The sequence below is a fragment of the Polaromonas sp. P4_H1 genome, assembly GCF_056400945.1.
On the sequence record NZ_JBFUKG010000002.1, the window covers coordinates 277,473 to 290,404 of the forward strand.

At 62.0% G+C, this 12,932-nt stretch carries 11 protein-coding genes and 1 tRNA gene; 5 read left to right on the forward strand and 7 right to left on the reverse strand.

What is annotated here, in order from left to right; translation table 11 throughout:
• Positions 1 to 79: 79 nt before the first annotated feature.
• Positions 80 to 1,399 carry a TRAP transporter large permease gene (locus tag AC1DS5_RS04185; protein ID WP_477716993.1) on the forward strand — a complete coding sequence of 440 codons (1,320 nt, stop codon included), beginning with the start codon at positions 80 to 82 and terminating at the stop codon, positions 1,397 to 1,399.
• A gap of 82 nt (positions 1,400 to 1,481) precedes the next feature.
• Positions 1,482 to 2,534, forward strand: a complete 1,053-nt coding sequence (locus AC1DS5_RS04190) for a TRAP transporter substrate-binding protein (RefSeq protein WP_477716994.1) — start codon at positions 1,482 to 1,484, stop codon at positions 2,532 to 2,534.
• A gap of 128 nt (positions 2,535 to 2,662) precedes the next feature.
• On the opposite strand, the gene AC1DS5_RS04195 is transcribed toward AC1DS5_RS04190, so the two are convergent.
• Positions 2,663 to 3,634 (reverse strand): LysR substrate-binding domain-containing protein, encoded by a 972-nt coding sequence (locus AC1DS5_RS04195; RefSeq protein WP_477716995.1) that lies wholly within the window; start codon positions 3,632 to 3,634, stop codon positions 2,663 to 2,665.
• Between the two features lie 138 nt (positions 3,635 to 3,772).
• On the opposite strand from AC1DS5_RS04195, the gene AC1DS5_RS04200 reads away from it, so the two are divergent.
• From AC1DS5_RS04200 to AC1DS5_RS04210, 3 genes are all read left to right on the forward strand, one after another.
• Positions 3,773 to 4,582, forward strand: coding sequence for a maleate cis-trans isomerase family protein (locus AC1DS5_RS04200; protein ID WP_477716996.1), 810 nt, complete (start codon positions 3,773 to 3,775; stop codon positions 4,580 to 4,582).
• Between the two features lie 67 nt (positions 4,583 to 4,649).
• Positions 4,650 to 5,645 carry a Bug family tripartite tricarboxylate transporter substrate binding protein gene (locus tag AC1DS5_RS04205; RefSeq protein ID WP_477716997.1) on the forward strand — a complete coding sequence of 332 codons (996 nt, stop codon included), beginning with the start codon at positions 4,650 to 4,652 and terminating at the stop codon, positions 5,643 to 5,645.
• Between the two features lie 138 nt (positions 5,646 to 5,783).
• Complete coding sequence (locus tag AC1DS5_RS04210; protein WP_477716998.1) at positions 5,784 to 6,338, forward strand: NUDIX hydrolase; 555 nt, start codon at positions 5,784 to 5,786, stop codon at positions 6,336 to 6,338.
• A gap of 80 nt (positions 6,339 to 6,418) precedes the next feature.
• Here AC1DS5_RS04210 and AC1DS5_RS04215 read toward each other — a convergent pair whose 3' ends face one another.
• The 6 genes from AC1DS5_RS04215 to pheT all read right to left on the reverse strand — a co-directional run bounded on the left by AC1DS5_RS04215 (position 6,419) and on the right by pheT (position 12,901).
• Complete coding sequence (locus AC1DS5_RS04215) at positions 6,419 to 7,582, reverse strand: DUF1501 domain-containing protein (protein ID WP_477716999.1); 1,164 nt, start codon at positions 7,580 to 7,582, stop codon at positions 6,419 to 6,421.
• A complete protein-coding gene (locus AC1DS5_RS04220; protein WP_477717000.1) occupies positions 7,579 to 9,051 on the reverse strand; it encodes a DUF1800 family protein in 1,473 nt (490 codons plus the stop codon). The genes AC1DS5_RS04215 and AC1DS5_RS04220 overlap by 4 nt, the downstream gene beginning before the upstream one ends.
• 256 nt (positions 9,052 to 9,307) lie before the next feature.
• Positions 9,308 to 9,384 (reverse strand) — tRNA-Pro (locus AC1DS5_RS04225).
• Positions 9,385 to 9,419: 35 nt separating this feature from the next.
• On the reverse strand, positions 9,420 to 9,899 hold the full coding sequence (locus AC1DS5_RS04230; protein ID WP_477717001.1) for a MerR family transcriptional regulator: 480 nt from the start codon (positions 9,897 to 9,899) through the stop codon (positions 9,420 to 9,422).
• Between the two features lie 189 nt (positions 9,900 to 10,088).
• Positions 10,089 to 10,424: an integration host factor subunit alpha gene (locus AC1DS5_RS04235; RefSeq protein WP_477717002.1), complete on the reverse strand. Its 336-nt coding sequence runs from the start codon at positions 10,422 to 10,424 to the stop codon at positions 10,089 to 10,091.
• 50 nt (positions 10,425 to 10,474) lie between these two features.
• Positions 10,475 to 12,901, reverse strand: coding sequence for a phenylalanine--tRNA ligase subunit beta (gene pheT, locus AC1DS5_RS04240; RefSeq protein ID WP_477717003.1), 2,427 nt, complete (start codon positions 12,899 to 12,901; stop codon positions 10,475 to 10,477).
• Positions 12,902 to 12,932: the final 31 nt, after the last annotated feature.

Sequence of the window (12,932 nt, forward strand, 5' to 3'; positions counted from 1 at the left end):
AGCGCGGAGGGTAACCCATGAGCCGCCGGGCCGCTCCCAAGGCGAATAGCACCGCAGCGCGTGGCGCGGAGGTTAGCCCATGAGCTCCATCACGCTTGCCCTGATCATTTTCGGCGTCATGCTGGTCTTCATGGCCGTGCGGGTCCCAATTGCGGTGGCCATGTTCGCGGCCGGCAGCATTGGCTATGTCATGCAGACGGGCTGGGCTCCGTTTTCAAATTTCATCAACACCCAGGCGTTTGCGCGCTTTGCCAGCTATGACCTGTCGGTGATTCCGCTGTTCATCCTGATGGGGCACTTCGCGACACAGGGTGGCATCAGCAAGTCGCTGTTCCAGTTCGCGGCGGCCGTGATGGGTCGTTTCAAGGGTGGGCTGGCGATGGCCTCGGTGCTCGCCTGCGCCGCATTTGGGGCGATCTGCGGTTCTTCGGTGGCCACCGCCGCCACCATCACCGGCGTGGCCCTGCCCGAAATGAAGCGCCATGGCTATTCGGGCCGGCTCGCCACCGGTACGCTGGCTGCGGGCGGCACGCTGGGCATCCTGATTCCGCCTTCCGTGCCGCTGGTGATTTACGCCATTTTGACCGAACAGAACATTGCCAAGCTGTTTGCGGCGGCCATGGTGCCGGGCATCATCGCGATGTTCGGTTACATGGTGGCCATCGCCATTTACGTCAGGCTGGTACCCGGTCAGGCCCCCGAAGTGGACGAGGAGCGCACGGCCCTGACTCTTGCGACCATGGTGGGCGTCCTGCCGATTGCCATCATTTTCGTGATTGTTTTTGGCGGCATTTATGGTGGCTACTTCACGCCGACGGAAGGCGCTGCCGTGGGTGCGGCGGCGACTTTTGTGGCCGCGCTGCTCAAGCGCGAAATGACCTGGGCCAAGTTCAAGCAATGCTTTTATGCCACGGCCGAGAGCTCAGCGATGATTTTCCTGATCTTCATTGGTGCCGACCTGATGAACTCCGCACTGGCACTGACCCAGGTGCCGGGCCAACTCGCAGGGGTCGTCGGCGGTTGGGGCCTGTCCCCAATCATGGTGGTCACGGCCATCCTGCTGTTTTACGTCGTGCTGGGAGCAGTCATGGACGAGCTGTCCATGCTGCTGCTGACCATTCCGATCTTTTTTCCAATGGTGATTGGGCTGGACTTCGGCATGCCTCGGGAATCCGTGGCGATCTGGTTCGGCATCATGGTGCTGATGACGGTGGGATTCGGCCTGTTGGCACCGCCCGTCGGGCTCAATGTCTACATCGTCAACGGCCTGGCCAAAGACGTGCCGATCAGCGAGAGCTACCGGGGCGTCATGCCGTTTCTTATCAGCGACACCCTCCGCACCATCGTCTTGCTGCTGTTCCCGGCCATCTCGCTCTGGCTGGTGCAGTACATCGGTTAGCGGCGCCCCCCTCAGGGCATTCACGGCTTCTCAAACCAGCCTCGTTCCATTAAGTTAAGACCATCAAAACCGGAGACAACCCATGATTCAGCGACGCACCCTTCTCAAATCCGGCGCAGCTGCGGCCCTTGGGGCACCGACGCTGTCGGCGCTGGCCCAGCAACCCGTGACCCTGAAGTTCCATACCTTCATGTCACCCCAATCGAACGTCTGGCTGGGCATGCACAAGCCCTGGATGGAGAAGGTCGAAAAGGAATCCGGTGGCCGCATCAAGTTTGAAGCTTATCCCGCCATGCAACTGGGTGGCACGCCGGTCCAGCTGTACGACCAGGTCAAGGACGGGGTGGTCGATGTGGTGTGGACCTTGCCCGGCAACACCGCGGGCCGGTTCCCGCGCATCGAGGTGTTTGAACTGCCCTTCATCATGAGCAACGCCGAAGCCACATCCAAGGCCTACTGGGAGTATGTGCAGACCATGGCGGCCGACGAATTCAAGGACACCCAGGTCCTCGCCCTTCATGTGCATGGCCCGGGCGTGATCCACACCGTCGACAAACCCGTGAAGTCGATTGCCGACATGCGCGGCCTCAAGCTGCGCGCCCCCACACGCCAGGTCACCAAGCTGCTGGGCATTCTGGGCGCGACGCCAGTGGGCATGCCGTTGCCGGGCATTCCGGACGCGCTGAGCAAAGGCACCATCACCGGCTGCGTCATCCCCTGGGAAGTGGTGCCCTCGGTCAAGGTCAACGAACTCACCAAGTTTCACGCCGAGTTTGACCCCGCCGGTGGCAGCCTCTACACCACCACCTTCGTGATGGCCATGAACAAGGCCAAGTACAACTCGCTGCCACCCGACCTGAAAAAAGTCATTGACAACAACTCCGGCATGGCCACCTCGGCCTGGCTGGGCAAGGTACAGCAGGGCAATGACGTGCCCGGCCGCAAGAGCGCCAGCGACCGCGGCAACACCATCTACACCGTGAGCGCAGCCGAGGCTCAGGATTTCCGCCGCAAGTCGCGTACGGTGGAAGTCGAGTGGGTCGAGGACATGAACAAGAAAGGCTTTGACGGCAAAAAACTGCTGGACACGGCGCGCAGCCTGATTGAAAAGCACACCAAGGCCACCAAGGCCTGACCCCCTGCCCTTGGGGGCGACAAGAGAAAAACCGGGCTGTGGCCCGGTTTTTTTTATGGTTTTTGCCGTCCAGCCCAAAAAAGACGAGGCAAGTGGCTATCAACCTGGCATCAAATCAGCGCAGGCCATCAGCGCCCCGTCTGCGGTGGCAAGGCGCGTGCCCAGTCCAGCAGCTGCGTCCTGAACGTCGTCACCGCAGGCGCTGCGTCCTCGCGACGCCACAGCACGTACACGTCACCATTGATAGTGCCCGGACCGTTCCCGTTCAGGCCGCCCGTCATTTTCGTCTTGCCCTCCGCCTGCGCGCGCTTGGGCATGGATGGACTGAGGCTGCATATGCCCACCGCATCGGCACGCAGCTGCGCCAATGAACCCGGCACCAGGGCCACGCCCAGGCCCGCCGCCACCAGGTTGAGCGCGGCCGGCACCTCGACCACCTGCTGCGCGATGTGCGGAGCAAATCCCGCCTGCACACAAGCCTCAAACAAGCGCGCGGCAAAGGGCGAGGAGTCCAGGCGCAGAAATACAAATTCTTCATCCTTCAGCTCGGCCAGCCGCAGGCGGCTGCGCGCCGCCAGCCGGTGACCCGGCGGCAGGGCCACCACGACCGGATCACGCCATAACAGCGCGGCGCTGATCTGCGCGTCTTCCAGCGGATTGCGCGAGACGCACAGGTCCAGCCGGCCATCGCGCAAGGCTTGCAGATGGTCCGACGGTTTCATCTCGTGCAGGGCGATCTCCACGGCGGGACGCTGCAGGCGAAACTGCTGGATAAATTGCGGAAATGGCCCCAGAAAGTGCGAACCCGCCAGGCCCACCTGCACCCGTCCCTGCAGGCCGCTGGCCACACGCTGCACGTGGCCGCGGGCCTCCTCCAGGCGCGCCAGCACGGCTTGCGCATGCGGCAAAAAGGCTTTGCCCGCCTCGCTCAGCGCGACGCTGCGGCTGGTACGGTTAAACAGGCGCGCACCGAGTTCGGCCTCCAGGCTGGCAATCTGAAAGCTCAGGGGCGGCTGCGACACGTGCAGCCGGCGCGCCGCCCGCGTGAAGCTCAGCTCATCGGCGAGAACGGTGAAGTAGCGAATCTGGCGCAGTTCCATGGTCTGGATTGATCAGTGATTGATCCGTTGAATGTGATTGATCTGGTTTAAGTATGGATTTATCTTGATTATGTATTTGCCAGTATGGATCAAACCACCAAGAATAGGCAAATTCACAGCCATTCAGGAGACAAGCCCATGCCATCCGCCGCACAACAAGCCACACTTCCCGACACACGGCTCGACACACTGCCCGTCGCCAGAAATTACCGTGTCGGCCTGATCGTGCCGAGCTCCAACACCACCATGGAGACGGAAATCCCGGCCATGCTGCGCGCCCGCGAACAGGTGCTGCCCGAACGTTTCACGTTTCACTCCAGCCGCATGCGCATGAAATCAGTCACCAAGGAAGAACTGGAAGCCATGGACCGCGACTCGGACCGCTGCGCGCTCGAGCTGTCAGACGCGCGCATGGATGCCATGGGCTACGCCTGCCTGGTGGCCATCATGAGCATGGGCAAGGGCTACCACCGCGAATCCCAGCGCCGCCTGCACGAAGTCACCGTGACCAACGGCGCATCCACACCGGTGATCACCAGCGCAGGCGCGCTGGTCGAGGGCCTGCAGGCCATGGGCGCCAAGCGCGTGGCCATCATCGCGCCGTACATGAAACCGCTGACCCGCCTCGTCATCGACTACATCGAAAACGAAGGGATTGAAGTGATTGACAGCATTTCGCTGGAAATCCACGACAACCTCGCGGTCGGTGCGCGCGACCCGAAGGCACCGGCCGAGTTGTGGAAGCAGCTCAATGTCAAGGGCGCCGATGCCATCGTCGCCTCGGCCTGCGTGCAGATGCCCTCGCTCGCTTCCGTGCCACTCATCGAGGCTGCGAGCGGCCTGCCCGTGGTGTCCAGCGCCGTGTGCACGACTTATGCCATTCTCAAGAGCCTCGGGCTGGAGCGCCGCGTGCCCGGCGCCGGCGCATTGCTGTCGGGTCGCTACTAAGCAGCACCCCGCGCACAACACCTCGAGTAACAATACAAGCACACAACTAATACAGGAGACTTTCCCCATGATCACGCTTACCCAACACCTGCCGCTACACCGCATGCTGGCAGGCGCAGCCACCGCCGTGCTCGGCACCCTGCTCGCGGGCGCAGCCCTCGCCCAGGGCTACCCTTCCAGGCCGGTGACCCTGGTGGTGCCCAACCCGCCCGGCGGCTTTGTCGACGCTTCGGCCCGCATCCTGTCTGATTCGCTGGCCAAGGTCACGGGGCAGGCAGTGGTGGTTGACAACCGCGGCGGCGGCAGCGGCAACGTGGCCTACCAGTTCGTGGCGCGCGCCAATCCCGATGGCTACACGCTGCTCAACTCCTATTCGGCCTACCACGTTGGCAACCCCAACCTCACACCCAAACTGCCCTGGGCGCAAAAGGATTTTTTGCCCGTGGCGCTGATCACGGTCGCCACCAACGTCATCACGGTTCACCCGTCGGTACCGGCGAACAATCTTGGTGAATTCATCAAGTACCTCAAGGCCAACCCGGGAAAGCTCAGCTATGCCAGCCAGGGCAACGGCTCGCTCTCGCACATTGGCACCGAAATGTTCAAGCTGCAAACCCAGACCAGCATGGTGCACATTCCCTACCGCGGCTCCGGCCCTGCCCTTCAGGATGTGCTCTCGGGCCAGGTGCAGGTGTTCATCACCACACCGCCGTCGGTGATGGGGCAGGTGCAGGTCGGCAAGCTCAAGGGGCTGGCCGTGGCCGGCAAGAGCCGCCATCCCGGCCTTCCTGCCGTGCCGACCACGGCGGAGGCGGGCCTCAAGGGCTTTGAACTGGAGGCCTGGGTCGGCATCTTCGCGCCGGCCGGCACACCCGCCGATGTTGTGGGCAAACTCAGTGGCCAGATCAAGGCTGCGCTTGAGCTGCCGGAAACCAGGACCCGCGCCGATGGCGCCGGCGTTGAATTGCGCTACCTCCCGCCGGCGGCGCTGGAAGCCCTGGTCAAAAAGGACACCGACTTCTGGGCCAAAACCATCCAGACCGCAGGCATCAAGCCGGAGTGATCTCGGCGGTGCTGTGGGGTTTTGCGTTTCTCAAGCAAACAGGTCGGCCGCCGTGCGCTATTTTTTTAATAGCAAACACTTCGGCCGGTAGGGTTGCGGGCGGTGCCCGTCAGAGGCAAAGCCGCTACACTTATTTGCATGCACCGCCCTCCCCTGAAACACTGCCGCGTTTGCGGTACCGCTGTCGCTTACCGCCTCCCCGATGATGGTGATACCAAGGAACGGGCCGTCTGCCCGGCCTGCCACACCGTGCACTATGAAAACCCGCTCAATGTGGTGGGCACCGTGCCCATCTGGGGCGAAGACGGCGGGCAGGTGCTGCTGTGCAAGCGCAATATCGAACCCCGCTGGGGCAAATGGACGCTGCCTGCGGGCTTCATGGAACTGGGCGAAACCACTTCGGAAGGCGCTGCGCGCGAAACCCATGAGGAGGCAGGTGCACAGTTTGAACTGCAATCGCTCTTCACCGTGATGAATGTAGTGCGCGTCGGACAGGTCCACCTGTTTTACCGTGCGCGGCTGCTGAGCCCTGACTTCAACCCAGGCCATGAAACCATAGAGGCCAGGCTGTTCATGGAGTCGGAAATCCCCTGGGAAGAAATCGCCTTCAGAACGGTCCGGGAAACGCTGGAATGCTACTTCGCCGATCGCCGGGCCGGCACGTTCGGTGTGCACACCCTGGACATCACCTGACAACAGGATTACTCACCATCCAGCACCGCCGGGGCGGCCGACTCACCTCGTTACGCTGCGGGGGCTGCGGATTCAGCTGCTCAGGTCTTGAACAGGTTTCGAGCCAGGGGCGCTGCGGCATGGGCGAGAACCCCGTCCCTGATCTGCCCTGACGTCAAGCCAAAGACACTGCTCAGCGCTTCGGCATAGACAGCGTTGGCATCCACCGTGGCGGCCAGGTCCCGCCCCTCGAAGAGCCTGGCTTTCGCCAACCCCGGCCAATCCGCCACAATCCCCGCCGTCTTGACTAGGCCACCCGCCGCCAGGATGCAGCTGGCCCAGCCATGGTCTGTACCTGTCGTTCCGTTCTGCGCGGCCGTGCGGCCAAACTCGGTCACGGTCAACACCAGCGCATCGTTCCAGCGCTCTCCCAAGGTGGTCTTGAATGTGCCCAGCACGTCGTCGACCATCTTCAGGCGGTTGGCATGCTCGCCCTCCGTCGCGCCCTGGCTGGCGTGCGTATCGAATCCCACGAAGTCGATGAGGCCCACCATCGGCCCGTCATCACGAGACATCCTGAGCCCGGCCTGATGCGCAAGGCTCTTGGGCGAACGCATAAGCTGATTGCTTTCGGGTGTGCTCATTGGGCTCATTGATGCCGAAGCAGACAAGCCTTGGCCTCCTGCAATCCGTTGGCTGATCGATGAAAGATCGGCATCCCGGCCCCACAGCTCCTGCACGGCCGAATAGGTCGCTGGCGGAGGCTTTTCCAGCCACGTCGGAAATTCGGTTTCAGCCGAAGGGTCGCCACGCAAGATCAGCGGCATCGGGATTGAAATGGCGACGCCGGTGCCGACACTGGCTTTTTGCAGCGCCCGCCCCAGCCAGCCCGATGGCGAAGTGAAGGGTTTGACAAGCCCGCTTTGCATGATGTCCTGGCCTTCGAAGTGCGATCGCCCCCGGTAGCCGAAGCCCGCGGCGTGAATGGCCAGGGCCTGCTTGTCCGCCATCAGCCCCGCGAAAGTCGGCAAGGCGGGATGCACGCCGAAAAAGCCGTTGCCAGGCAATGCATCGGGTGGCACCAGGCTGCCCCGGATGCCCTGAAGCTCGGGATCACCCAGCGGGGGGACCGCTGACAGACCATCCATTGCGCCGCGCAACAGCAAAACCAGCAGACGTCTCTGGCTTTGACCATTGGCCGCGAGCGCCCCGGCGCCAACCAGCGACAGGCTTGCCCCACAGCCGAGAAAGGTACGACGCTTCATGCTTGGCTCCACAAGAATGCAGGTGACGTAAGGTAGGCGGTCCACAGATCCTTGGCATCCAGGCCCTTGGCCTTGAGGCCGTTCAGCTGCTTGACCAGGTCGCTGTCAGGACCATGCTGGCGCGCCAGAACCTGAGGCAACAACTCGGCAGGCTGTGCGATGCGCCGGGTCAGGTGATAGCCATAGCGCAAGCGCCGTTCCATCATCTCGCGGGAGATCCAGTCCTGGCTCTGCAAAGACCAGCCATTGGGTTGAGGGCAGTCATGAACCGCCTGCCCCAATTCATCCAGCGTGCCGTGAATGCGCTCGCCCGCCACGCCTCGTTGCGGCGGCGCCGTCGGCAAGCGGGCACCGCTGACACGATGCGCGGTCCAAAGCCAGGTCTGGGGATCGACGAACTTGCGCAATGTGGGACTCGACTCGGCGACCTCCCGCACGACAGCTTTATGCAACGCGGGAAGATTGCCCTTGGTGCTGCTGAAAACCGTGACCAGCCTGGCAATGCTTGACGGATGCGGCTTGTCGGCCAGGAACGCGGTGGCAATCTTGGTGCAAATGTGCTGCGCCGTTAACGGATGGGCAGCCAGATCGTCAATGAGATCGTTCAGTTTCCCGTCGTGCCTGATGACGGCGCTGTAGCTCTTGCCCATGAAAGTCTGGTTGCCCGGCTCGTGGCGATCGTAATTGAAGTAGCTGCCCAGGGGTATGCCCGGGCGGGCGGCCCTGTTAGGGAGCTGCACACCCCACCCCGTCAGGATGTGCGTCACCGCATCAACATCCTGCTGGCTGTAACCCGCTGCCGTGCTGACGGTGAACAGTTCCAGCAGCTCCCTGCCGAGGTTTTCATTGATCTCGTCCGTGGTGGCCCGGGACCGCCGGGCAATCGAATTGGCTCCGGTCGATCTCGCATTGTCCAGGTAAAGGACCATGGCCGGGTGCGTGACCGCCTCGAACAGCATGTCGCGAAAGCTGCCGGTCATGTGCCTGCGCAGCATGCGCATGTACGGCCCTACCGCCGTATGGCTGTTGTTGTTGGCGGACGGCGCCACTGTGAAATGATTGGTCCAGAAATGCCAGAACCTCTCAAAGACCGGTGCCGGGCCATTCACGGCCATGCAGCCGCGTGCCAGCCCTTCCTGCCATCCGGTCAGGTTGAGAAACGGTTGCATCGTCTGGAACCGCAGGGCCTCCCACTGCGGCTTGGGCATCGTGCGAGAGGCCGCAAGCACCGCCAGCCGGCTATCAATGTGGCGCTGAAGCGCGTGGGCAACCTCTTCCTGACTCTCCAGCAACCGGATCTCGGGGGGCATAGCTAACTCGTCCCCTGCCCGGCTGGCCAGAAACTTCACCTTCGGCGCAGAGTCAAGCTGCCCACTGGCCCATCCCACGGCGTCCGGGGGTGTTGCTTCGTCGGGGCCCAGACCAAACCCCACCTGCCTGGCAAACCGCGCGGTCGCTAACTCATTCATATTCGGACCCCGGAATTGATTCGTTACCTGTCCCGGCCTAGTGTTACAGACGCAGCGCTCCCGTCAAGGACTTTCGGAATGAGAGGGCCGGGCACGGGCCGCCGGTTATCAACAACCACGCCCACTGTTCCGCTGCCGGGGTGGAGTCAATGGTGGTTGGTGGGGCTCGCGGCTGTGTGAGCCTGCAATCCCGATGAAAATTCCCAATGAAAAAGGCCTCCAGGAATTTCTCCCCGAAGGCCTCTGTCAGAACTAATGGTCGGTGTGAAAGGATTCGAACCTTCGACCCCTTGCACCCCATGCAAGTGCGCTACCAGGCTGCGCCACACACCGACAAGCCTTAAATTATAACGCGGCCCAGACGGGTTCTAACTGTTCGAGCTAAGTAGATCGCGTATTTCGAAGAGTTCGCGTCGCACCAGTTGCAGTCTTTGCAGCGCAGCGCTGGCGGTGGACAGATCGGCGTTCTCGGCTTCGCTGTCCTGAAAGTCAATAGAGTCGCCAAAATCCTCCAGCACGGAGTCGCTCACTTCGAGAACTTCCAGGCCCTCCAGCATGACTTCGCCATTGCGTCGCTTGTCACGTTCGGCTTGTACGATTTCCTGCAATTTGTTGCGGGCACCGCTGATCGTGAAGCCCTGGTCATACAGCAGATCGCGGATTCTGCGGATCATCAGCACTTCATGGTGCTGGTAATAACGGCGGTTACCGCGTCTTTTCATCGGACGCAGCTGCGTAAACTCCTGCTCCCAATAACGGAGAACATGAGGCTTGACGCCGCACAAGTCGCTAACCTCGCCAATGGTGAAGTAACGCTTTGCGGGGATGGGGGGAAGGGTTTTCTCCAATTAAATCAATGCGCTAAGGAGGAAACTTTCAAATCTACTCTAAGTGGAAAGTAAGCGCAAAGGGTTATGGCGGTTTTTTGAAATGTGTTGTTATGTCACAAACATGACATTCAGTTACAGCCCGCCTCTGTCGGCATTCTCTCCCGGAATACCGGAGTTGGCGGGACACTGACGGGGCCGTTGCCCTGACTACTCGGCAGAATCGGCAGCGCTGTCGCCCTGGATTTGGTCTTTAAGCTTGTGGCTGGCGTGAAAAGTCACTACCCGGCGGGCCTGGATGGGAATCGCCTCGCCTGTCCGCGGGTTGCGGCCGGGACGCGGCGCCTTGGTGCGGATCTGGAAATTGCCGAACCCGGAAATCTTCACATCATTGCCGTCGACCAGGCTGTCGGAAATCAGGTCAAAAAACGCGTCAATCATGTCTTTCGATTCGCGCTTGTTGAGCCCGATCTGCTCAAACAGCAACTCAGCCAGATGCGCTTTGGTCAGCGCCGGGGTTTCCAGGCTTTCAACAGAAAATTCCATGAGGCGATCCTCCAGTCGGCTATTGTTTTTGTGGCGGCTGCATGCACGCTTCAAGCACGAAGACGGGCCTGCAGTTGTTGCTGCAGATTGGCAAGCACTGCCTGGACGGCTGCTTCAATATCGTCGTCGGTCAGTGTAGCGGCATCGCTGGAAAGCACCAAGCGCACAGCGAGGCTCTTCTCGCCCAGATGCATGCCGGCACTGGCCTGCTGCGGCCGATAGACGTCAAACAGGGTCGCGCCCTTGAGCAAGCCTCGCGTGTCAGCGCCATGGACAGCGGCCATGAGGGCACTATGCGTCACACTCTCCTGCACAATGACAGCGATGTCGCGCTCTACCGGCTGCAGCTTGCTGACCGGTTTGAACGATGGCACCTGGCGCTGCAGCACGGCGTCGAGCTCCAGCTCAAACAGCAGCGGTGCCTGGGCCAACTCGTACCCTTGCCGCCATTGCGGATGGAGTTCGCCGACGAAGCCGATTTGCCGGCCCGCCACCGACACGCTGGCACAACGGCCAGGGTGCATGGCGGGGTGCACTGCAGGCGCAAAAACGGCCTGCAATGGCGCCAGCAAAGCCTCGACATCGCCCTTGATGTCGAAGAAGTCCGCCGCCTTGTCAGGTTGACCCCAATGCAGCGCGGCGCGCGGGCCATAAGCCAGGCCGGCCACTCGCATGGGCTGATGGAAGCCGGCCACCGTCGTATCGGTGTTCAGGCTTTGTGCATCGCGCAAAAACACCCGGCCCACCTCGAACACATTCACCCGGGGTGCCTTGCGGTCCAGGTTGAACTTGAGTACCTGCAACAGGGATCCCAGCAGCGAGGAGCGCATCACGCTCATCTGGCTGGCAATGGGATTGAGCAACTTGATGGGGTTGGGGTTGCCCGCCAGTTCATGCTCCCAACGCTCTTCCACAAAACTGAAATTGATCGTTTCCTGGTAGCCCAGCGAAGCCAGCGCGCGACGCACGGCAAACGGGCTGCGTTCGGCTTCCGGCCGGATCCTCGCCGTGATGGGCGCCAGCGGCGGCGTCTCGGGCAGCGCGTTGTAGCCCACCATGCGCACCACCTCTTCAATCAGGTCTTCTTCGATCTGCATGTCAAAGCGATAGCTGGGCGGCGTCACCGTCAGCGTACCCTCGCCTTGCGCCACCGGCAGGCCGAGGCGCTGAAGGGCATCGAGGCATTGCGCCTGCGTCAGCGGCATGCCGATCACCTTGGCCGCGCGCGCCACGCGCATGGTGACGGGCGCGGCCTGGGGCATGTTGACCTGCGCATCGTTCATGGGTCCGCACACCGTATCGGGCGTGCCGCAAATGTCGATGATCAGCTGGGTGATGCGCTCGATGTGTTCCACGGTCTGGCCCGGGTCCACCCCGCGCTCAAAGCGATGGCCGGCATCGGTGGAAAAGTTGTAGCGGCGTGAACGGCCGGCGATGGCCTTGGGCCACCAGAATGCGGCCTCGACATAAACATGCCGGGTGTCGTCCGACACAGCGGTCGCGTCGCCGCCCATGATGCCGGCCAGGGATTCGACCTGCGCGTCATCGGCAATCACGCCTACTTTTTCATCGACCGTGACCGTGTTGCCGTTGAGCAGCTTCAGCGTTTCGCCGGCTTTGCCCCAGCGGACGTCGAGCCCGCCATGGATCTTGTCGAGGTCAAAAATATGCGACGGCCGGCCCAACTCGAACATCACATAGTTGGAAATGTCCACCAGCGCCGTCACGCTGCGCTGGCCGCAGCGCGCCAGACGGTCCACCATCCAGGACGGGGTGGCCGCCTGGGTGTTGACGTTGCGCACGACGCGGCCCGAGAAACGGCCGCACAAATCCGGCGCACTGATTTTGACGGGTACTTGAGTCGCGTCGGCTACCGGCACGGGAGGAAATGAGGGCGCCTTGAGGGGTGCCCCCGTCAATGCCGCGACCTCACGCGCCACCCCATAGACACTCAGGCAATGGGCCAGATTGGGTGTGAGCTTGAGGGTGAACAGGGTGTCGTCGAGCCGCAGGTGCTCGCGGATGTCCTGGCCCAGCGGCGCGTCCGCGGACAGCTCGAGTAAGCCACCATGGTCTTCCGAGAGCTTGAGCTCGCGCGCGGAGCACAACATGCCCTGGCTCTCTACGCCACGCAGCTTGCCCACCTGGATCAGGAAGGGCTTGCCGTCTTCGCCGGGCGGCAATTCTGCACCGACCAGCGCGCAGGGCACCTTGATGCCTGCACGAGCATTGGGCGCACCGCAGACGATGTTCAGCAGGTTGCCCTGCCCCACATCGACCTGACAGACGCGCAGGCGGTCCGCGTTGGGATGCTGGGCGGCTTCCCTGATTTCACCCACGACGATTTTGGTGAAAGGCGGCGCCACCGGCTTGAGCTCTTCAACTTCAAGCCCGGCCATGGTCAGGGTTTCAGCGAGTTGCTGCGTATTGAGCGGCGGATTGCAAAATTCGCGCAACCAGGATTCTGGAAATTGCATGGTCTTACCTTGATTTTTTCTTGTTCTTGTA